Genomic DNA, 22,066 nt, shown 5'->3' with positions numbered 1-22,066 from the left:
AAGGAGCGGGTATCGCCCACAGGGCGGGTGTTGTGAGGGATGCAGTATCCCTTTGACCAAGGAACTTGAATACGCTACCAATCTAAACAAGCGACCGTCCAAAATCAATCATTATGCGTCTTGTTCATCCGGCCGGATTCCGCTATCTTACGCTCACATTTCAACATCACCAACCCGTGAGGTTTATGAACGCCGCCGCCAGTATCCCGACAGTCCGGAAAGCAACACCGGCCGATGCAGAGACAATTCTCTCCCTTGTTGATGCCCTCGCTGAATATGAGAAGCTTGCTCCACCGGATGCGGAAGCAAAAGGAAGGCTTATCCGCGATATGTTCTCTGAGCCGCCTAAGCTGAACGCGTATCTGGCCGAACTCGACGGAAAACCGGCCGGGTATGCGTTTGTGTTCGAAACGTACTCAAGTTTTCTGGCGCTGCCGACGTTATACCTTGAAGACTTGTTCGTTCTGCCGGAGTACCGGGGCAAGAAAGCAGGCTATGCGTTGTTTGCGGAGATGGTGAAGGAGGCCTATACACGCGGCTGCGGGCGAATGGAATGGACCGTGCTCGATTGGAACCAACTTGCCATAGATTTTTACCGACGGCTTGGGGCATCACATATGCGCGATTGGCATTTGTACAGATTGGTACGTTCGGATATGAAAGAATTACTCGACCGGAACTCGTAGCGACGGCCGAAACTCATCACACCCGGCACACTTCCCTATTATTTTGAAGAATTGCATGATTTCTCAAGCCGGGTTTCCCGCCGCAATGTAAAACGCGACACGGGTTACTTTCGGCATCAGTATTGCTTCACTCCCTTCATCGGTCTCATCTTCTTCTTACAAAAGGGAACGCGCAATGGACATACTTCTGGTTGATGATAATGTTGACTATCTCGAGCTCATGAAGCGGGTGTTGTTCGAGAACGGGTACTCGGTAGTCACGGCTACAGACGGGTCCGAAGCCTGTGAAATTCTTGACAGCACAGACATTGATCTCATCATTTCCGATATCAAGATGCCAAGATTGGACGGAATCAAGCTCCACGCCTTTGCCCGCGAGATGGACAAGTATCGCAATACGAAGTTCATCTTTGTCACCGGCTACGACGATGTGTATGCCGATCTGATGAAGTTGGATCCCAAGAAGGACTTCCTATTGAGCAAAACAACGCCAATCGCGGAAATTGTCCGCAAGGTAAATGAGGTGATGTTCGGCAGCTTCATACACTCGTCTGCGCATTGATTTCACGGTATAACCGGACAAGGGTGGCTCAAAGAGCCACCCTTTTTCGTTTCTACAATCTCACAGCATCTTATCTCTTCGCTCAACTTTTCCCTGCAATCTTTCACGTATTACTGCACAAAAAAATTGGCAAGGATTTCGCATGTATCTACTCAGATGAATAATTCACGCGGTTGAGCAATGGACATACTTCTGGTTGATGATAATGTGGACTATCTCTTCCCGATGAAGGAGGCGTTGTACGAGCATGGATACACGGTGTACGCGGCGGATGATGGTGAACAGGCACACCGGATCATGTCGGCGGCAACTGTTGATCTCATCATTTCGGATATCAAGATGCCGAATCTCAACGGCATTCAGTTGCACAAGGCTGCCCGGACAATGAGGCGTTATCAGAAAACCAAGTTTGTGTTCATCTCAGGGTACCGTGAAGTGTATGAAGGCGAACTGAACTTGAACCCGGAACGCGACTATTTTCTTGACAAGACAATGGCGGCACAGGAAATTATCCGGTTTATCGACCGGCTGATGTTCGGAAAATACGCTGAAGTGTGGGTGTAGAGCGGAATGAAAGCAAACAACAAGGACATGGGGTTACAATGAATATCCTCCTCGTAGATGATAACGAAGACTATCTCAATTTCATGAAGGAGTCGCTGTTTCTGAACGGTTATACCGTGCTAACGGCAACCGACGGATCGGAAGCATGCCAGCTTCTCGACCGGCCCGACATCGATCTGATCATCTCGGATATCAAGATGCCGACGCTTGACGGCATCATGCTGCACTCGTACGCCCGGGAGCTGGAGCGATACAAGAAGACCAAGTTCATATTTATCTCGGGCTACGGCGATGCATACTCGGATGTTCTCTGTCTTGACTCCGACATTGATTTCTTTTTCTCGAAGACAACCCCCGTTGCTGAACTTCTTGCGTTTATCGACAATCTGATGTTTGGAGAGTTTGCGGGTAAGTGGGTGTGAGGGGGACATACCTGCTTGCCGCAACACCGAAGACGCGAGGCACGGCCTCGCGTTTTCTTTTTCTGCGATCACAACCGGGCGGCAAGCACAACAGCACCTTTTGCCGTTTCCACAACGCCACCTTTGTCGTCAATGGCCTCGAGCAAAACGACGTAGATGCCAACACGGGCTTTCTGTTTGTCATCGTCCATTCCATCCCACACAACACTGCCGCGGGCCGCTCCCGGCTCGTTGTTAACAAGAGTTCGAATGCGCCGGCCGAGAGCGTCATAGATACGCACACGAATGGTTGAGACGGTTAGCGGCACTTCATATTGAATGATGCAAAAGTCCTCCCGCCCATCCCCGTCCGGTGAGAAGGGATTGGGGAAAAAGGAAAGGTTCGAACGAGCGGGCAGTGTTGTGGCGAACACACTGTTCGTTCTTCCTGGCGTTCCGCCTCCGGCTTCAGCACATGTCGACCAGTTGCGCGAATCGTTCGATGATAACAGCGGATTGATCTTCTCAAGTGATCGCCCCGATTTGTCGGTGACATTCGGGTTGTGCCACGACGGCAAATAGGAAACGCTGTCAATCACAAATCCCGATGCATCCATCAACACGATATCATCTCCGTCATTATTCAGACTGAGACTTGACTGATTGACGATTACGAGGGGCCGCTGTTCGGTGCCGGTAAGGAGGCGGCGTGTAATACTCGAATCCGATGCAAGCACGAAGTACTCTCCCGGACGAACGAACTTGGAGTTTACGGAAAGCGTGAATTCGTTTCTGGAACTGCTGCCCGTCGGCCGGTCAACAATCCTCCATTGGGCAACATCAACAGCGTGTTGAGATGAATTGTAGAACTCGACGTATTCAGCTTCGCCTGAAAGGGGAGCATACATAATTTCGTTGATAACAAGAGTCCGCTCAGCATACCCGACACGAACCAATGCAAATGCAGTGTTGTTGGAGACGCGTTCATCCGGCACGTAAACAATCTCCGCGATCACGCGATGAACTCCACTCGCCGGGCGACTCCACAAAACCGGAACAGTCAATGAATCTCTTGAGTCCAACTGTTGCGAGACAGTCAGTTGATGAAATAACTCTGCAGACGAGCCGACTGAATCTCCGTCCACATCATCGAACAAGAGAAGCGAGAATTGGGCAGATGGATTCTTTCCTACATTTCTGACGATGATACGGAGGTTCACATTCGAACCCGGCGACGCCGTATCGGATTCGATTCTTACGGCACGCAGATCGTGATCGAAGCGCACTTGCGAGTTTCTCCTTCCGGGAGTTGCCCCCAGTGAATCAACAGAGGTTGCCCAATTGGTGGAATCATTGGCCGCGTCGAGCGCATCCAATCGCTCCAATGATTTTCCTCCCGTCCCGCCCCACGTCGAGGAATAGAACACGGAGTCCATTATTATCTTCCGGCTGTCTGCCAATACCACCGCATCGCCCGAATTGTTCCACAAGAATGTCGGAAGCGATGATGTTTGAACGATCCTTTGCCCGGCTGACGGATACGCTGCACGGAACAGGGCCGTATCTTTCGACACGACAAGATATTCATCAGGTAGAAGGAAAAGCGATGTTGGAGAGATTTCGTATCGGGATGTACTCGAACGGTTGCCCAGGAACCACTTGCCGATATCAATCGTATCCGACCGTGTGCTCACCAATTCGATCCACTCCGGAACGCCGCTCGACGGAGCATACATGATTTCATTGATGCGCACGGCACCGGCAGGATATCCTACTATACGTCTCATGTAGCGAGTGTTGTTTGAAGTATCTTCGTCAGATGCAAACTCCAACCGAACGATGAATAGGTGGTTTCCCGCCGGTATGCTTTCGACAGCGAAGACTACCAACGTAGAATCAAGAGGTGGAAGCGGAAAAGATCGGACAACAGTGGAAAGCAGTTCGTCGGGTTGGCCCAACGAATCGGCATTCTCATCTTTGTAGAGATGAATCGAAAACGCTTGGGCTGTCTCGTGCCCGGGGTTTCTCACGGGGGCAAAAATCGAAAGGGTATCACCCGCGAGCGGCAGCGGCGGAGTTGTTCGCACCGAATCAAGCGCAAGGTCATGGTCTTTTCGCGCAAGCGAATTGCGAAACCCGGGTGTGCTGCGCGCAGGATTCCGTGAAGATCCCCAATTTGTCTGGGCAGTCGACGAACCGAGCGGATCGATACGTTCCAACGATGTGCCGTTGCTTCCTCCCCACGCGGAGAGATAAGCAACACTATCCATCATTACGGTGCGGTTATCATACACAATAACAGCGTCGCCCGAATTGTTGAGTGTCGGGAGACTGGCGACATGAACAACACGCACAGGAATGCCCGGATGAATATCGAGCAACGCCGCTGAATCCCTGGCAAGCACCACATAGTTGTTTGGGAACAACATAACATTGTGTTCCGTAATCACGCGCTTGCTCGTCACTATATTATCGGATACCAGCCATCCTTTGAGATTGATGGAATCGGGCCGGGTGTTGAACAACTCAATCCATTCAGGCTCGGTACCCGTCGGAACATACATGATTTCGTTTATGCGTACCGAACCGGTTGGATAGCCGGGCAGGATCTTTCCGAATATGATATTGTTGGAAGTATCTTCGTCAGCGGCGTAATCAATACGAGCAATCAGGAATTTGTCGGCCAGAACTATACCCAGCGAGAACTGAACCAGCGCCGAGTAAAGCGGAGCCAACGGCGCGGAGTGCATCAGAGTACTCACCAGTTCGCCGGGCTGCGGAATTGAATCGGCGTTCGCGTCTTCAAACAGGCTCACGGAAAAGGCAGGAACCGTTTCGCGACCGATGTTTTGTATTCTGACAGCGACATGAACAGCATTACCAACGAGCGGCTGCATCGGAATCGTCCACAGCGAATCGGCCGCCAAATCCCTGTCTTTACGACTTACAGAGTTACGTTCGCCGGGAGTACTTCTGCCTGCACTCTGGCTGCCGCCCGCTCGATTGGGTGAGGTTGACGGACCAAGCGGATCGATACGCTCAAGCGAGCGGCTCCTCTCTGTGCTTCCTCCCCACGCCGGCGTGTATCGGACGCTGTCCATCGCAAAACCCCGATTGTCGTACAGCATGACTGCATCTCCCCCATTATTCAACGACGGGAAACCTGTAACACCGACAATCGGAGCGAGGATATTTGGATGAATGGTGATGAACGAAGCAGGATTGCCTGTCAGGACAGCAAATCCACCGGGCGCAATCTTCACATCTTGCGAAGCAATAAGCCTGAAGACCCTGCTACTGTCGGCAACCATCCAGTTTTTCAGACTGACAGAATCGGCCCTTGTGTTCATCAGTTCAACCCACTCCGGCTCGGGACTCGTCGGAGCGTACATGATCTCATTGATGACAACGCTGCGAACAGGGTATCCGACGTTTAAGATTCCGATGCGCTGATTGTTGGAGAGATTTTGATCGGGGGGATAGACAACCTTGACGATCACGACATGCGAACCGGCAGCAAACACTCCGAGGTTGGCATTCAGGTCAATTGAATCCGACACGGCGAGTACTGAGGTACTCAGCACCGTGGCCCGCAGTTCCGACGGCTGCGGTATAGAATCGTTGTTGGCATCGATGTAGAACTCAGCAGAAAAATTTTGTGCGCTTTCTTGTCCGACATTTATTATCTTTGCAGAGGCGATAACAGAATCACCTTCAACAGGAAATTGTGGGACGAACCGCACAGCGGAAAGGTGAAGATCATCGGGGGTTCTCGCATTGATCGTAACATCATCAATTCGAAGTGTTACAGTTGCTGCTCCCGCTGCCGGTAAAATCCTCCAGCGAAACCTCACGGCTGAATGTGCTGCGAGTTGAACAGGCAGGTCCAGGAGTATGGGAATATAGTTCGTGTTGCCTGGATTCCGGAGAGAATCACTGAGCGAAATGGAATACGTCACTCCGCTGTCAATTGAAGCCTCAACCAACATGACAGCCATATGAGCGCCGGTTCGACGGACATAGAATCCCATCGACTGCGGCAATAAACCGGCAAAATTGAAAAGCGGCGACACAAAGGATTGTTCCACAGAAGTGCTGTTGCCCGACTGTACCGCATTGGGCGGCGAATTTGTGGGATTCGATGAGACGGTTAGAAAGTCATTCGTCCCCGGAGTCCTGTTCTGTGTCGAACTCCACCCCGTCGGCAGAGACGGCGTTTGAACAGAATCAAAGTTCTGCACGTATGGAAATGCGGAAATCTGTGCAGGAGAGCGGGTGGCGAATTCCCCCAGAGTCACCACGGCAACGGTCAATACAACCAAGAGTCGTTGTCGCATGGCATCAGCATATTGGAACGAACGGGCCCGAAGAATGACAATTTTGTTCGGGAGGATGGCTGTAATTTACAAATTCATCTGAAACATGCAACAGGAACTTCAAAAAGGACGCAGCGGCGCAACGGAAAGTTCAAGGCGGATTCTGCTGGTTGAAGATGAGCAGGGACTGAGAATGGTTGTTGAATCCGAACTCGCCCGTGCCGGCTATAGTGTCGAAGTGCTGGGCAACGGACTCGATGCCATTGCCCGGCTGTCGAAGGAACGGTTTGACCTTGCAATACTTGATGTTGCGCTGCCCGGCAAGTCGGGACTCGAGGTTCTGCAATTCATCCGCGACCGGCAAATGCGTACACGCGTCATTATGATAACCGGAATCGAAGGACTGTCTGCCGCAATCAAGGCTATGAAGCGGGGGGCGAGTGATTACATACCCACGCCCTTCGATGCGGAGTATTTATTGAGTTCTGTAAAAGCAGTACTGCGAGAAAAACGGTAACGGGGTTTTGAAGTGACACTACAAAGGCGACCTATGCGAGCCGCCTTTTCGTTGCAACTACTTCGCTACCAATTCCACTCTTCTGTTCTTCTTTCTCCCCTCTTCTGTTTCGTTGGTGGCAACCGGTGCGAGCGGACCCACGCCGTCGGGTGTCAGCCGGTTTGATGCAATACCGTACTTCGTCATCAGCTCCTTCACGACAGCCGAAGCCCGTCTCTTCGAGAGATCGACATTGTATTCGAGTTTCCCCTTCATATCCGTGTGGCCGACAACGTAAAGACTGAGTGACGGATCGCTTTTCAACACCTTACTGATTTCTGTGAGTGTCGGTTCCGATTCGGGTTTCACATCTGCCTTGTCGAAATCGAAGTAGATGCCGTAGATGATAAACTTGCCCGTCGCCCTGATGCCTTTGAGAATCGCATCGGCGTTGACGGTGATGAGATCATCCTCCATCGAAGATTGTTCGACGATGTCAAGAAGAAACACCTTCTGATCGGCGCTGTATTGATGTCCGCCAAGAACGGCAAACACCGTTCCTTTTTCAGTCGTCAACTCACCCGCCCAATAGCACGAGCCAGCCGATGTTGAAGAACCGGCAAGAAGAAGAATGTTCTTCCCGGTCGGAAAAGGGTTCTTGTCGTAGAACGTGCCGAGCCAAATGTTGCTGCCGATTTCATTTGAAGCACCACTTGTGGGCTTGATCCCGCGGGCAAGTTCCTTGAAACCGGACTTCCTGAAAGCGTTAGCATAGTTTCCATAGACCTCATTCAACGTTTGCGTACCCTTCACTATGTAATAGATGCGCGTCAACTTCCCTTCCACCTTCTTCCAGTCCTTGATGGTCTTGTATGATACGACCGGACCGGTGGCAATCGAATACTCCACAAAGTTCTGCTGTTCATAGTATCCGATTGTCGAGCCGGGATAGCGCGTCACAAGTGGATGGTCCGCACTTCCCGTTACGTCGGTTTGCGCGAAGGCTACACAGCTTAATGCAGCAAGAAGCGGAATCAATGCTAAACGGTTCATGCGTATTCCCGGTTTGTGGAAAGTCATTTCGTCAACATCATTTTCTTCGTCAACACTCTGCCGTTGGTGTTGAGTGTGTAAAAATACACGCCGCTCGGCATTCCCGTGGCATTCCAGTCGGCGACATAGCTGCCGGCATTCAGCGCTTCATTCACCAAGGTCGCCACTTCCTCACCCAACACGTTATGAACCGTTAACTTCACTGCCGACCCCTCCGGAATCTGAAACCGGATGTTGGTTGAAGGATTGAACGGGTTGGGATAGTTCTGCTCCAATGAAAACTCGGCCGGGATTTCACCGGGCTGTTCTCTTACGCCAGTGGGCAGAACCAATCCAACACTATCCAACAGGAAGTACGATCCAATCATGTCGGACGGAGTGGGGTTTCCTGTTCCGCTGATCGTGAACTGAATATTTGCAGAGGTGGAGGGTTGGCCGCTTCCGCCGCTGTAGTTCATCGGCACGGTGAGTTGTTGCCACGTCGAGGTAGTGCCGAACGGGCCAAGAAGGCTTCCCTGCGCCGTCATGTTGCTTTGTGCATCAAAGAAGTTGACTGCGATGTACAGGCTCATCGTCAAGGTGGGAACGTTGGGAAAAAACTGAAAGTAGCATGTCACCGCGGAGTAATTTTGAGAAATGGGAACACGCTGCGTCACCCCCCCTGCGGTAAGGCCCGGAATGAAAGGTACGCCGGAGAATGAGACAATCTCACCTTTCGCCGAGGACGAACCTGAGTAAGCGATCGAAGACTGAGTGATGTTGTTGGTGAACCCGGTGTTCGTCGTGAACCAATCCACGGGATTCCCGCTGCTCCAACTCTCGAAACTGGCATTGGGAACTTGACCGCTGCCGGAATACCAGCACACAAGGATGAGGACGGCCGCGAGTGAATAGCGAAGTAACATTGTCTATCTCCTTTCTGTTTGTACTATCATTTGAGAAGTATCATTCTTCGGGTCAGCATTCGTTGCCCGTCAGTCAACGAGTAGAAATACGTGCCGCTTGACAACCCGGAGGCATTCCAGTTGACTGCATACTCGCCCGGGGACAACTCTTCGTGAACCGGCGTCGCCACGATTTGACCGAGTAGATTGTGCACTCGCAGGGTCACCAGCGATTGTTGCGGAACGGTAAACACTATTCTGGTTGACGGGTTGAACGGATTGGGATAGTTCTGCCCAAGGGCAAATCCATCGGGCAACCCCGCATCTGTTCGAACGACGCCTGTGGTTCCCGGCTGGTATCCCAACAGTTCAAACACAAGATCGGGATCGCCACCGCCTACACCATTCTGATTACCCGGAGCCCAGGCAGGCACATTGAATCCGAGGATATTGTTTGGATCGCGCCAGTGGAATGGTGCGCCCGCTTGTGACGCACTTGTCGCCCATCCGAAGTATGAAGTGTCCGGGCCGCGCGGCATGTTGACGACGAAGTTCAACCAATACCGTCCCGGACCGAACCCGACCGTATCCCTGAGAATGATGAAGAAGTTCGGCCCGCGATTGATGAATGTCGTGTCCGAGAAGATCACCGGGCCCGGCTTGTTGTTGTCGTCGGCACGCACGTTGACTGTTGCCGATTGGAATCCCTGCCCGCCCCGGGTATAGGATCCAAGTATCTCGACCGCCTGCAACGTCCAGCGGCTTCCCGCCGGGACGACGAAATCATCCGCCCCTTCTGCTGTCGCGCTGAGGTCAAGAAAATTCTGCGAGATGACAGTATGCGACCCGAACGTCGAAAACGAAGTAAAGAGTTGCTCGCCGCAGAATGCAAGAGCGTCAAGCAGAAACGCCGACCCTGCGTGTGTAACGGGGATGTTTGTGATCGTAATATTGATCATGCAGTGATCGGGTACGGAAGAGGTGTCGTTGGAGATGTAGTTGATATCAACAACAAACTCCTGCCATGTGTTTTGCGGATTGACAATCACAAGTTCCCCTCCCCCAACGGCGGCTCCGTTTCTTGTCATCCCTACGGAGATCTTCAGGGCATCACCCCCGACAGGCGAATACTGAAAATATCCGTACAGGCACTGGAACTTCTTGTCAATAGGGAATCCGAGTGGCTGCGTGTTCGTGTAGACGACCGGGGGAATTGCCGCGCTCATGAAATCAACCACTTCTCCCTTCATGGCAAGCATACCGTGATGACTGGTGGAAGATGGCGTGATCGGAAATACCGAGATTGCCGGAACGTTGTTCGTTGTCCAGGCAACCGGTTCGGTTCCAACCCAATTCTCGAAGCTCTCATTGGGAACCTGGGATAGCGCGGAGACATGGCTGAAAACCACAAGACCGAGGAGTAGCTGCTTTCTCATATATCCCTTCCGAAAGAATGTTGTTGATGTGTCGAAGAACGGACTTCCGATGTGGAATAAATGTACTGCGCAATCTCAACGCAGACAATTACCCATATGAGTAGTTCTTGTCAGACGAGCTTGTCGCGGAGGGCGGTACTTACGGCTTGTGCGCGGGAAGTAACGTGAAGCTTCCGGTAGATGGATTTGATGTGGGCACGAACGGTATTGCCGGAGATGAAGAGGGAATCCGCAATCGTCTTGTAGTTGTCGCCGTTGCAGAGCTTTTGCAGGACTTCAGTTTCGCGGGACGAGAGGGGTGATTCCACCGAACGGCGGAATGAGCCGGCAATTCTCCGGGCAATACTCGGCGTCATTGGAGCGCCTCCGTTTCGAACCTCCCTGATGGATTGGAGAAGCTCGGCAGGGGGCGTATCTTTCAGCAGATAGCCCGTTGCCCCCGCACATAATGAGTCAAACACCGAATTGTCGTCATCCTGAATCGTCAGCATAATGAAATCGGTGTCGGGCATGGATTCCTTCAGCAATCTCACCGCCTCAATGCCGGACATCCGGGGCAAGCCGATGTCCATCAGCACAACATCGGGTCTGTTGCGCATCACCGGCTCGATCGCGCCCTCGCAGTCCCCGAATGCATGTTTGCACGAGAACCCGGGCGACCGGTCAATAATCAGGCTCAGCATCTGCCGGATTTCCGGATCATCTTCTACGATAGTTACGGTAATGTTATTTTCTTCCATCATTTCTCCGGAATCAAATGTAGTCAACTATATCGGCGAGAATCAATTACCCATTTGGGGCATTCATAGCAGTGTGAACAATGACGCCGATCCATGACATGAGCGTTTCTGAGGGTTTGACTCATGACTCATGTTTGCTTCCTTTCTCCTTTGTAAAGAGATGAAGCGGTGCGTGAAGGGAAATCGTTGTTCCCTCTCCCGGGGATGATGTGACGGTGAATTCTGCTCCGAGTTTCCGCGCACGGTCACGCATTGTCGTCATACCGTATCCACCCGATGCTTTGCTGCAATCGAATCCCGCACCGTCATCCCGCAGCGAAAGCTCAAGCATGTCATTGTCAAGCCGGACCTCCAGCACAACATTCTTTGCCCGCGCATACTTCATGCAGTTGTTCATTGCTTCTTTGAAGATAAGCATCAACGCCCTTCTGCTCTCCATCGAAAGAGGGATGGCGCTCATGATGTCGCGTAATCCGTGTACGGCAAACGATGTCTCCGTATATCCGAACATCGCATTGCCGAAATCCTTCAATCTGCTCACCGTCTCGAACAGGGAATCCTTCACCGGATCGAGTACCCAGATGAAGTCACGCATCCCGGCGGAGAGTTCCTTGGTTTGTTCTTCTATCCTGCCGAGATATTCTTTGAGAGAAGAATTATTCACGGCTTCCCCTCTCGCAAGCTCCGTGAACAGCGTAATCTTGGTGAGTTTGTGTCCTGCCTCGTCATGAAAATCGGCGGAACTTTGCCGTCGAACATCCTCGCGCTCCTGCAACTTCGCCCGCTCGATTTTCGTCTCTGTTTCCATTTCACGTCTCGCTGAACGCACACGATATCGAACGAACATCATCACTCCTGCAACGAACATCCCGACATAAGCGATGTATGCATACCAGCGAAGCCAGAGGGGCGGCGCAATCGAAAGCCGCAGCGAAGCGCCTTCTTCATTCCAGACGCCGTCACTGTTCGACGCTTTCACCCGCAGAACATAGTCGCCGGGACTAAGATTCGTGTACGTCGCTGAATGCTGTGTACTCGCCGGACTCCACTCCTTGTCAAAGCCTTCCAGTTTGTACGAGTATTTATTTTTTTCAGGATTGACAAAGCTCAGCGCAGCAAAGTCGAACGAAGCGACGTAGTCATCATACGACAATTCAAGAACGTCAGTCCGGTGAATCGCCTGACGCAGCGGCGACTTAGCCGAAACGGAAACGGGTTTGTTGAACAAGCGAAATTCCGTGAACACAACAGGCGGAACATAAGTATTCCCGCGGATACTATCGGGATGGAAATAGGTCAGCCCGTCCGTTCCGCCGAAGAACATTTCTCCCCGCGCATTTTTGAAATAGCTGGCCTGGTTGAACTCGTTTCCCGCCAAACCATCGCTCGCATCGTACAGCTTGATCACGGGATTCGTGAGGCGGGGATCGAACACGGCGAGACCGCGGTTCGTGCTGAGCCAGAGTTGTCCCTTTCCATCTTCGAGAATTCCATAAATGACTTCGTTCGGGAGTCCGTGATGCCTTCCGTACACCACAAACAAGGAATCCGTTTCAAATCCCGCCGAATCTTGAAAATGGCGAAAGAGATGCGGCCGCAGTGGAATCGTGAGCTTGTTCAGCCCGCCCGAGGTTCCAACCCACAACGACCCGTTCGCAGCTTCGTGCAGAGAAAGTACGATGTTGTTGCTGAGGCTGTGAGGATTATCCGGATGATTTCGAAAATAGATGAAGCGTCCGCTCTCGCGATCAAACAGATTCAAGCCGCCGGTTGGCGTCCCAATCCAGAAGTTGCCGAACCTGTCTTCGAGCATGCAATAGACATACGAATGGCTCGGCCCTGTGCCGTCGGATGCGCTGGAGAAATGGATAAACTTCTCCTGTTCCGCAACATACTTCGCCAGACCGTGCCCTTGCGTTCCAACCCACATCGTTCCGCTCCGATCTTCAAGCACGCAATACACCGAAGCGGAAAGTAATCCTTGTGCCCCTCCACCCGGAAATCTCCTCACGACCACACGCGTCAAATCTCCATTGGGGAATGACAGGCGGTTAAGCCCTCCGCCGCGTGTCGAGACCCAGATGTTCTGTTTGCTGTCTTCATAGAGATGCAGGATGTAGCTTGAACTGATGGTGTTCGTGTTTGAAGGCTCATGCTTGAATGACGTGAAGGAGTTTCGGCTTCTGTCGTACGCATCGAGTCCGTCAACTGTTCCGATCCAGAGAATACCTCTCGCATCCTCTATTGCCCTTCTCACTGTTCTGTGACTGAGTGTGTTGGAGGAATTTGTCTTACGCCGGAGAGTTTGGAAATTTCCTTTGACGGCGTCCAATCTGTTCAGTCCGTCCCTCGTACCGACCCACACAATCCCTTCTCTCGATTGAAAAAGGGAAAGAACGAAGCTGTTCGTAAGGGAGTGTTTGTTGTCGGATTCGTGCGTTGCGTGCACAAGCGTGTTGTAGCTTGAGTCGCAGAGAACAAGTCCGTTGTTCGTTCCGAACCAAACGTACCCGTTTGGATCATGAAGCACGCGCCGCAAGCTGAGCGTGCCGTCTGCAATCTCTTTTCTATCTACAAATGAACTTGTATTCGTAGGAACATTGTACTCAATCATCCCGGCTTCGCACATAATCCGGAGTTTGTCGTTGCGGAAGGTGAGTTGCGTGATGAATCCCATAACGGTTGAGGTGGCGGGAGCTGTTCTGAACGTATCCGCTGTTCCCGTTGCAATGTTTAGCCGGAAGAGGATGTTGGAGAGACTTGCCCAAACGTGTTCGGGCGGCTGAATTGCCACAGCCGAAGTGTGTCGTGCGGCAGTGGAGTTGTCCGTCTTGTTGAGATAGCGGGAGGTTGCGCCTGTGCGGGTGTCGAACTTGTTCAGTCCGTCATCGGTACAGAGCCAGAGGGTTCCTTCGGGATACTCGGCAATGGCGAAAACATTGTTGTTGGAAAGACTTTGCGGATTCTTCGCGTCGTGTGTGAAGTTTGTGAAAACTTCCGTTGCCGGATCGAAACGCGTCAGCCCGCCGCCGAACGACCCGATCCACAAAATCCTTTGGTGATCCTCATGAATCGCCCAGATATAGTTGTTGCTGAGGGAGTTTGCATTTCCCGGTTCATGGCGATATGTCTTGAATGTGTGACCGTCATACCTGTTCAATCCATCCTGCGTTCCGAACCAGATGAACCCGCTGCGATCCTGATAGATGCTGTTGATGGTGTTTTGAGAAAGGCCGTCATCTGCATTCAACGGAACGAAACGAAGATCACGCGGCTGCGAGAAGGACGCCACATAAAATCCGATAAGAATGAAAGAGTGGAGATAGCGCAATTGTTACCGGAACTTGGATATTGGATGGTCGGAATTGGTAGATAATGTAGGAAAACCGCGGAAAAGAACAACCGGGAAGCGTCGTCGGGTACGCATTAGTTTCAGTAACCGGTCAAAGCGAGCGTAGTCGAACCGTGTTCCGACAACAATGGCGGGCTTCTCCCAAATGGATGCCTACGGGAGACTTCGCTCAGCCTGACGATGGTTTCTAAATTGAGCTGTTTTTGCGTTCCTGTTCCTGTAAGACACTGCCGGGCACACACAAAAAAGGCGACCTTTATGAGGTCGCCTTTTGTTTTTTGATCATGCCGGTATCCGGAACCTATGTCCCCGCGCTGTAATCCGCGTTATACTTGACTTGCTCGGGCGTGAGCTTATCAATCGAATAGCCCATCGTCTTCAGCTTTACGCCGGCGATCATTTGATCCTGTTCAGTCGGGATGTCGTGAACGCCGTTCTCCAATCTGCGCCCCTTCTTGTGTGCCGTTGCCAGCCTGACTTGGGACAAGAACTGGTTTGCAAACGACATATCCATCACTTCTGACGGATGTCCTTCAGCCGCCGCGAGATTCACGAGACGGCCTTCCGCCAGAATGTACACCCTCTTTCCGTTCTTCAGCGTGTATTCGATGTTGTTGTCACGAATGAGACGCTTGCTTTTGGTAAGCTTGGCAAGATCCGTGAGATTGATTTCGCAATCGTAGTGTCCGGTGTTGCAAACAATTGCGCCATCCTTCATTTTCTCGAAGTGACGTTTCACGATGATATCCTTCACGCCGGTGGCAGTAATGAAGATGTCGCCGATTTTTGCCGCATCGTCCATCTTCATCACACGCATGCCGTCGAGCGTTGCTTTCAATGCGGCGGTCGGCTTCACTTCTGTTGCAATCACATTGGCCCCAAGGCCTTGGGCACGGATTGCCACTCCCTTGCCGCAATGTCCGTAGCCCGCAACGACGAGGTTCTTGCCCGCGAGCAGAACGCTGGTCGCCCGCAACACGCCGTCGAGCGTTGACTGTCCCGTTCCGTACACGTTATCAAAATCCCATTTCGTTTCGGCATCGTTCACGGCGATGACGGGATACTTCAGCGCGCCGTCGGCCGCCATTGCGCGCAGGCGATGCACACCGGTGGTGGTTTCTTCCGTTCCGCCAATCACATATTTCTCGGCAAACTCGGGATGGTTCTTGTGAATAGTGAAGATGAGATCGGCGCCGTCGTCGAGCGTGAGATTCGGATGGAACTTCAGCGTCTCTTCAATGCACCAGTAGAATTCCTTCACATTCATGCCGTGCCATGCGAAGATCGAGATTCCCTGCTTTGCGAGCGAGGCTGCAACTGCGTCGTTCGTTGAAAGCGGATTGCATCCACTCCAACTGACCTCGGCACCGGCCGCAACAAGCGTCTTCACCAGAACGGCGGTTTCCTTCGTTACGTGCAAGCAGCCCGCAATGCGATAGCCCTTCAATGGTTTTGTTCTGCTGTACTGCTCACGCAACGCCATCATCACAGGCATGCGTGATTCCGCCCAATCAATCAGCCTGTCTCCTTCGGCAGCGAGCTTGATATCCTTGACTTTGAATTTCCCCGGTTTGTGATTCATGTGTTCCTTCTGTTGAAATAATTGTTTGATGATGATTGAAAGTCGATGCTACGCGCGTGCCGCTTTTCTCAGCGTATTCACGAGGTCCAAATTCTCCCACGTAAAATCCTTGTCGTTGCGTCCGAAATGTCCGTACGCTGCTGTCTTTTTGTAGATTGGACGTTTCAGTTTGAGACGCGTAATCAATCCTGCCGGAGTCAAATCCACTTCTTGCTTGACGATGCGCTCAAGTTCGAGGTCGGGGATGCGTCCGGTTCCCTGCGTATTGACATGTACCGACACAGGTTCGGCAACACCGATGGCATACGCGACCTGAATCAGACACTCATCCGCAAGCCCGGCGGCAACAATGTTCTTCGCAACGTGTCGTGCCGCGTAGGCTGCGGAACGGTCAACCTTCGAAGGATCTTTCCCCGAAAACGCGCCGCCGCCGTGAGGCGCCCGTCCGCCGTAAGTATCGACAATGATCTTTCGACCCGTCAGTCCGCTGTCGCCATGCGGGCCACCGATTTCGAACTTGCCAGTCGGATTGACGTGTACAATCAAATTCTTGTCACGCAAATGTGCCGGGATAACCTCGTTCACCACATACCGGACAACATCACGCTTGATTCTCTCCTGCGAAACATTGCCGTCATGTTGGGTGGAAATGACAACGGTATGAACACGCACAGGACGCCTGCCGTTGTATTCGACAGTAACCTGGGATTTCGAATCGGGACGCAGGTAGGGCATCAACTTCGGATTGTTCTTGCGGATATCGGCGAGCTTCTTCACGAGCTGATGCGAAAACAAAATAGCCATCGGCATATACTCAGGCGTTTCGTTCGTGGCGTAGCCGAACATCATTCCCTGATCACCGGCGCCTTGTTTCTTCTTCTTGCCGGAGTTTACGCCACGAGCAATATCGGCAGATTGGGAATGAAGGGCAGTCAGAACGCCGCACGAATGTGCCTCGAACATATACTCAGCTTTCGTATACCCGATCTCTCGTATCACTTGCCGGACAACATCGGGGATATTCACCCAGGCATTCGTGGTGACTTCGCCTGCAACGACAACCTGCCCCGTGGTAACGAGTGTCTCACACGCTACGCGGGAGTTTGGATCTTGTTTCAACATCTCGTCAAGAATAGCATCGGAAATCTGGTCGGCAACCTTATCGGGATGACCTTCCGAAACAGATTCCGAGGTGAAGAGGTACGACATAGTATGCCTTTCTAAATAGAAGAATAGTGAATAACAAATCCGAATTGGAGTTCGACAAGACCTCGAACAGCCGCTTACCGGGGAAGTACCGCTGAAATGCAGGCAGTCGACGACATGCTGTCGTTTCTGATCTGACTAATAAAAATCTATCTCCGACGAGCCGCCGACATTCACGCGCTTGTAGTTTCCGCGCACAACGGCACTGTTGCCGACAATAGAATTATCCAGCAGCGCCTTGTGTACCTGGGCATCTTCACTGATGATCGAGTTGCGGATCACCGAGTCGCTGATAACGGCATTGGCCCCGATTGTCGTGAACGGCCCGACGATACAATTGCGCAGGTTCGCAGTCGGCGCTATGTACACCGGCTCGTTAATCACGACACCGTCGATCTTCCGGGATGTGGATTTCTTCTCCAGCAACGCCCGATTGGTGGAAAGGAGTGTTTCCGGTTTCCCGCAATCGTACCACCCTTCAACCATGAATGTTTCCATTTTCTCGCCGCGATCGAGCATCATTTGCAGCGCGTCGGTGAGTTGGTATTCTCCTTTTGTCCGTATATCCTTCTCCACCATCTCGTCAAGACACGAAATCAACAGTTGGGGACTTGTGATGTAGTACAACCCGACAATGGCGAGATTCGTAGTCGGGTGTTCGGGTTTCTCAATCAACTTTGAGATATATCCGTTCACAGTCTCCGCAACGCCGAACCTGCGGGGATTGTCAACAGTCTTTACCCCCAGCGCCGACGTTGATGACCTGACAACGGGACCAAGATCAACATCAAAAACCGTATCGCCTAAAATGATGAGTATCGGCTCTGCGTTGATAGTGTGCTTTGCCAGGTAGATGGCGTGCCCGAGTCCGTGCCGTTCTTCTTGGTCAACAAAATCTAATGTGAATTTCGGGTAGGTTTTGGTGAGATGTTCCTTGATCATATCCCCCATGTGGCCGACGATGATCGTGGCCGTATGAATTCCCTCATCCTGAATCTTGTCCATGATATGGTCAAGAATCGGCTTGCCGGCTACATTCAGAAGAACTTTTGGTATTGCATACGTGTGCGGACGCAACCTGCTTCCCACCCCCGCTACCGGAATAATTGCTCGCATATTCCCCGTTGTTGTTTCGTGTTCAGGCAGTAACGAAAATTTTGCTGATAAAGGTAAGCAACAATACGTAGAGAAGCAATGCAGGCGATGTGAGCCCGCGCAAAGCATGCGGAGTGTCTGCAGCAGTTATCAGAATCTGTTTCTGCAAACAATCAGACACAAGGAAAACCCCTGCCCGGATTCGAGCAGGGGTTGATCTGAAAGCTTGTACGTTTTTTCTATCTGGCAAGAATCATTTTCCTGGTCTCGACCGATGTTCCCGCAGCCAGCCTGTAGTAGTACACGCCGCTGGCAATACCGGTGGCATCGAATGTGCGGACGTGAGTTCCGGCAGGGAGATGCTCATCCACCAATGTTGCAACTTCTCTTCCCAACATATCAAATACTTTCATCGAGGCGTAGCCGTCTCCGGCTATCCGGAAGCGAATTTCAGTAGTCGGATTGAAGGGATTCGGGTAGTTTTGTTCAAGTCCGAACTGAACGGGGGTTCCGATTTCACTAACCGATGAAGGGGGCCCGTTCAACCGGTAGATTCGACCCGTAGTACTATAGGAACATAAGTACACTTCCCCCTGTTCGTCTTCGCCAAACGTCGAAATTGCGTACGCTTCGTCGGTAAGAAGCACCGCGGTTGCGGTTCCAATACCCGTGTATGTGAGCGCCCACGTCTTGCCCGACCCGTAATCCGCGCAGAGATATTTACCCACCATTGAAGGGATCAGGGAACCGCGATACACGTACCCTCCCGTCACGGCAATATCCGAACCCGCGTTGGGATATTCCCACACAGGACGAATGAGTCCTGCCGTATCGAGGCAATTGGGATTCACACCGGGTGTGCAGAGCGATCCTTCCATCAACCTCCAGCCGTAGTTACCACCGCTGATGATAATATCAACTTCCTCGCGAGCATCTTGCCCGACATCTCCCAACCACAGTGTGCCGTTCAATCGATCAAATGAGAATTTCCAAGGGTTGCGAATGCCGTAGGCATATATCTCCTGCCGCCACCCTTGTGTGTTTTCGAAGTAGGGATTCGTGGGAGGAATTGCATAGTTGTTTCCCCCGGCTGTGCTGTCGACGTTGATGCGCAGAACCTTCCCCAGCAACAGCGATCTGTTTTGGGCACGATTGCCCGGATCGTTCCCGCTGCCGCCATCACCTAATCCGATATACAGATAACCGTCCGGACCGAACACCACCGGTCCTCCGTTGTGATTGGAAAACGGTTGCGCGACCGACATCAGGATCAGCTCGCTTTCGCGTACTGCCGAATCGGGATTGGCTGCACTGACCTGGTAGCGCGCCACGTACGAGGTAAGGGGTGAGCCGCCTGTATAGTTCACATAGAAGTACCCGTTGTTGCGGTAGTTCGGATGAAACGCGAGCCCGAGCAATCCTGTTTCGCTGCCCGATTGCGATACCCTGTCGGATAGGTTGAGGAACACTTTGCGGGCCGAAACAGTGGGAGAGTTTTCGATAACGTAGATAATCCCCCGTTGCTGAACAACAAACATCCTGTTTGTACCGTCGCCGGAATTCACCAGGTCAACCGGCAAACTGAACGTTGGCAGACTCGGATACGCCGACACCCAGCTAAACTGTGCCCTGACTTCAGGCAAGCACAATGCAAGTATCAGCAGGATCGGAATGATGCGCCTCATGGCTACTCCTCACATATGGAAAAGAACGAAACATACTTCCCGATGCCGCCTGTTCAATGACGACACCGGAATTATTTGTTTGATAATATACTCTGCTTGGCGGATTGATGCCAACAATTCGCAGATGAAAATTGCTACATAATGAACACGGGGATTACTGCCACTCGAGTCCGCGGACGCGGAGGAATTCCTGCGCATCATGGAAGCCGAGCCGGGCGGAAGCACGCAACGAAGGAAGCGCAGCGCTCAAACTATCCTGCTGTGTGAGCAACATGCCAAGATCGAAATGGGCCTTTGCATGACGGGCATTGCATGCAATCGCCTTCTTGAAGGAAGCCTTTGAACTGTCAACAAAACCCTGCCCGGCCTGAATGTAGCCCAGACGGTGATACCCTTCGGCATTGCAGGAATCAAGCAGGACAATCATCCTGAACGCGTCGGCCGCCTTCTCCGGTTTTTGTGAGTCGTGATATGCCGTTCCGAGCATGGTCAAGGCATCAAGATAGTCGGGCTTGAGATAAGGTTTGCGCTTCTCAAATTCCTCCCGTGACGCCGGCGCATACCGTGCCGCCTGACTCCACAGCGAAACGGAATTGTTCCAGATGGAAACGTGGCGAACTGTACGATAGGCATTGATTCCGCAGAGAATGAACAGGAGAACGAACAACGCTTCCCGTTGATACAGCTTCGCAGGCGACGACGATGATTTCCTCCACCACCATTCTCCGCAGCCGCCAACAAACAGAAAAAGCGGAATCGTTGAAAGATACGTATATCGATCAGCGAGAGGTTGAAGTCCGGTCGGAACTCCGACAAACGTGGGAGCTATGAATACGATATACGCGAGAAATGCCGTCGCAAGTCCTGTGCGCCGCTTTGCTTTTAGCGCGAACAGCGCAAACGCCGCCGCGACGAGAACAAGAGGCGAAAGAAGGAGAAGTGTCCGGTTGAGTTCAGGGTACACAGGTGACAAGTCAAACGGCGCCAGCATTTTCCAGACATAGAAAAGCACGGCATAGGGAAAGAACAGCAGACGCTCAACAATTCCTATCTCCCCGAACACATTTCCTGAAACACCCCGGGGGCCAGACATATTGATGAGTACCACGGCTGCACTCATCACCATCATCAGGATTTTTCCCTCGACAAAATACCCGAACAGGGCAGCTTTCGTTTCTCCCCTCTTGAGCCACCATGCATCAACGATGACGAGGACAAACGGGAACATAATCGCTACGGGCTTTGTCAATAGTGCTAACGCAAAGAAAATGTATGTCGCGACGAGCCATCTTTCGCGCCGGCGAAACCGCCAGAAAAAATACGACGCGAACGCCGGAACAAGAAAGAAGGTGCAGAGAAGGTCTTTTCTTCCCGAGACCCACGCAACAGATTCGACGCGCAATGGATGCATCGCAAACAACAACGCACACACCCCGCTCCCCAGCAGCATTGCCGCCGTGAACCCGCCCCTCATCACATATGCGGAATGCTTGCTGGCACTCTCCGCCAGGCGAAACAACAGAATCCCCGCAAGAAAAACCCAGGTGGCATTGAATGAATGCAACAGCACGTTGGTAAAATGATGCCCTTTCGGATTCAGCCCCCACAGGGCAACATCTGTTGCATGGGAGAGGAGTGTCAGGGGAATCCATGAATAGAAATACGAGTTCGAGAATGCCCAAGACACTGTTGTGCCATCCAACTGCTTGATATGCGGATTCTTGACGATGTATGCATCGTCATCCCAATTCACGAAATCCGATTGTACAGCATTCACAAACGTCATCATCGTTGCGACGAAAATGAACACCGAGGTAATGAGAATATGCCGGCGTGTCATGGCTTCTGAGAGTGAAAAAATCGTGGGCAGAAAATGCTCAACAACAATGGTCGAAACTAACAGTATTGCGGACAAAACGCAACCGGCAGCAAGGGAGGATTCGAGTGACCCGTTCCTGTTCTTGCAACAGAAAAGAAATACGCTAACTTAAGTAGAGAACGGCGAACT

16 protein-coding genes are annotated in these 22,066 nt (G+C 52.0%); 5 read left to right on the top strand and 11 right to left on the bottom strand.

Annotated elements, in window-relative coordinates; translation table 11 throughout:
- Positions 1-185 precede the first annotated feature (185 nt).
- From KF749_04575 to KF749_04560, 4 genes are all read left to right on the top strand, one after another.
- Positions 186-686, top strand: coding sequence for a GNAT family N-acetyltransferase (locus KF749_04575; GenBank protein ID MBX2990429.1), 501 nt, complete (start codon positions 186-188; stop codon positions 684-686).
- Positions 687-861: 175 nt separating this feature from the next.
- Positions 862-1,248: a response regulator gene (locus tag KF749_04570; protein ID MBX2990428.1), complete on the top strand. Its 387-nt coding sequence runs from the start codon at positions 862-864 to the stop codon at positions 1,246-1,248.
- Positions 1,249-1,428: 180 nt separating this feature from the next.
- A complete protein-coding gene (locus KF749_04565; GenBank protein MBX2990427.1) occupies positions 1,429-1,812 on the top strand; it encodes a response regulator in 384 nt (127 codons plus the stop codon).
- A gap of 38 nt (positions 1,813-1,850) precedes the next feature.
- A complete protein-coding gene (locus tag KF749_04560) occupies positions 1,851-2,234 on the top strand; it encodes a response regulator (protein MBX2990426.1) in 384 nt (127 codons plus the stop codon).
- A gap of 68 nt (positions 2,235-2,302) precedes the next feature.
- Here KF749_04560 and KF749_04555 read toward each other — a convergent pair whose 3' ends face one another.
- Positions 2,303-6,550, bottom strand: a complete 4,248-nt coding sequence (locus KF749_04555; protein MBX2990425.1) for a lamin tail domain-containing protein — start codon at positions 6,548-6,550, stop codon at positions 2,303-2,305.
- Between the two features lie 85 nt (positions 6,551-6,635).
- On the opposite strand from KF749_04555, the gene KF749_04550 reads away from it, so the two are divergent.
- The gene (locus tag KF749_04550; GenBank protein ID MBX2990424.1) at positions 6,636-7,046 is read left to right on the top strand and encodes a response regulator; all 411 of its coding nucleotides are present in this window, start codon (positions 6,636-6,638) and stop codon (positions 7,044-7,046) included.
- A 57-nt stretch (positions 7,047-7,103) separates the two neighbouring features.
- Here the strand turns inward: KF749_04550 and KF749_04545 are convergent, their stop codons facing one another.
- The 10 genes from KF749_04545 to KF749_04500 all read right to left on the bottom strand — a co-directional run bounded on the left by KF749_04545 (position 7,104) and on the right by KF749_04500 (position 21,898).
- On the bottom strand, positions 7,104-8,078 hold the full coding sequence (locus KF749_04545; protein ID MBX2990423.1) for an OmpA family protein: 975 nt from the start codon (positions 8,076-8,078) through the stop codon (positions 7,104-7,106).
- A gap of 23 nt (positions 8,079-8,101) precedes the next feature.
- On the bottom strand, positions 8,102-8,983 hold the full coding sequence (locus KF749_04540) for a T9SS type A sorting domain-containing protein (GenBank protein ID MBX2990422.1): 882 nt from the start codon (positions 8,981-8,983) through the stop codon (positions 8,102-8,104).
- 26 nt (positions 8,984-9,009) lie between these two features.
- On the bottom strand, positions 9,010-10,398 hold the full coding sequence (locus KF749_04535) for a T9SS type A sorting domain-containing protein (GenBank protein MBX2990421.1): 1,389 nt from the start codon (positions 10,396-10,398) through the stop codon (positions 9,010-9,012).
- 110 nt (positions 10,399-10,508) lie between these two features.
- Entirely contained in the window at positions 10,509-11,141 is a 633-nt protein-coding gene (locus KF749_04530; protein MBX2990420.1) for a response regulator transcription factor, read from the bottom strand.
- 118 nt (positions 11,142-11,259) lie between these two features.
- On the bottom strand, positions 11,260-14,430 hold the full coding sequence (locus tag KF749_04525; protein ID MBX2990419.1) for a hypothetical protein: 3,171 nt from the start codon (positions 14,428-14,430) through the stop codon (positions 11,260-11,262).
- A gap of 361 nt (positions 14,431-14,791) precedes the next feature.
- Positions 14,792-16,072 carry an adenosylhomocysteinase gene (locus KF749_04520; GenBank protein MBX2990418.1) on the bottom strand — a complete coding sequence of 427 codons (1,281 nt, stop codon included), beginning with the start codon at positions 16,070-16,072 and terminating at the stop codon, positions 14,792-14,794.
- Positions 16,073-16,120: 48 nt separating this feature from the next.
- Positions 16,121-17,281, bottom strand: a complete 1,161-nt coding sequence (metK, locus tag KF749_04515; protein ID MBX2990417.1) for a methionine adenosyltransferase — start codon at positions 17,279-17,281, stop codon at positions 16,121-16,123.
- A 135-nt stretch (positions 17,282-17,416) separates the two neighbouring features.
- Complete coding sequence (locus KF749_04510) at positions 17,417-18,394, bottom strand: NTP transferase domain-containing protein (protein ID MBX2990416.1); 978 nt, start codon at positions 18,392-18,394, stop codon at positions 17,417-17,419.
- A 218-nt stretch (positions 18,395-18,612) separates the two neighbouring features.
- Positions 18,613-20,058, bottom strand: a complete 1,446-nt coding sequence (locus KF749_04505) for a PQQ-dependent sugar dehydrogenase (GenBank protein ID MBX2990415.1) — start codon at positions 20,056-20,058, stop codon at positions 18,613-18,615.
- Positions 20,059-20,212: 154 nt separating this feature from the next.
- The gene (locus KF749_04500; protein MBX2990414.1) at positions 20,213-21,898 is read right to left on the bottom strand and encodes a hypothetical protein; all 1,686 of its coding nucleotides are present in this window, start codon (positions 21,896-21,898) and stop codon (positions 20,213-20,215) included.
- Positions 21,899-22,066: the final 168 nt, after the last annotated feature.

This window comes from Bacteroidota bacterium, assembly GCA_019637975.1.
Classification (GTDB): Bacteria; Bacteroidota; Ignavibacteria; order UBA10030; family UBA6906; genus CAADGV01.
Note: the sequence above shows the minus strand (reverse complement) of the source record. Positions and strands in the feature narration are given on the sequence as shown.

Coding starts and splice junctions, on each gene's coding strand:
- KF749_04575 (MBX2990429.1), top strand. CDS start 186: ATGAACGCCGCCGCCAGTATCCCGACAGTCCGGAAAGCAACACCGGCC.
- KF749_04570 (MBX2990428.1), top strand. CDS start 862: ATGGACATACTTCTGGTTGATGATAATGTTGACTATCTCGAGCTCATG.
- KF749_04565 (MBX2990427.1), top strand. CDS start 1,429: ATGGACATACTTCTGGTTGATGATAATGTGGACTATCTCTTCCCGATG.
- KF749_04560 (MBX2990426.1), top strand. CDS start 1,851: ATGAATATCCTCCTCGTAGATGATAACGAAGACTATCTCAATTTCATG.
- KF749_04555 (MBX2990425.1), bottom strand. CDS start 6,550: ATGCGACAACGACTCTTGGTTGTATTGACCGTTGCCGTGGTGACTCTG.
- KF749_04550 (MBX2990424.1), top strand. CDS start 6,636: ATGCAACAGGAACTTCAAAAAGGACGCAGCGGCGCAACGGAAAGTTCA.
- KF749_04545 (MBX2990423.1), bottom strand. CDS start 8,078: ATGAACCGTTTAGCATTGATTCCGCTTCTTGCTGCATTAAGCTGTGTA.
- KF749_04540 (MBX2990422.1), bottom strand. CDS start 8,983: ATGTTACTTCGCTATTCACTCGCGGCCGTCCTCATCCTTGTGTGCTGG.
- KF749_04535 (MBX2990421.1), bottom strand. CDS start 10,398: ATGAGAAAGCAGCTACTCCTCGGTCTTGTGGTTTTCAGCCATGTCTCC.
- KF749_04530 (MBX2990420.1), bottom strand. CDS start 11,141: ATGATGGAAGAAAATAACATTACCGTAACTATCGTAGAAGATGATCCG.
- KF749_04520 (MBX2990418.1), bottom strand. CDS start 16,072: ATGAATCACAAACCGGGGAAATTCAAAGTCAAGGATATCAAGCTCGCT.
- metK (MBX2990417.1), bottom strand. CDS start 17,281: ATGTCGTACCTCTTCACCTCGGAATCTGTTTCGGAAGGTCATCCCGAT.
- KF749_04510 (MBX2990416.1), bottom strand. CDS start 18,394: ATGCGAGCAATTATTCCGGTAGCGGGGGTGGGAAGCAGGTTGCGTCCG.
- KF749_04505 (MBX2990415.1), bottom strand. CDS start 20,058: ATGAGGCGCATCATTCCGATCCTGCTGATACTTGCATTGTGCTTGCCT.
- KF749_04500 (MBX2990414.1), bottom strand. CDS start 21,898: ATGACACGCCGGCATATTCTCATTACCTCGGTGTTCATTTTCGTCGCA.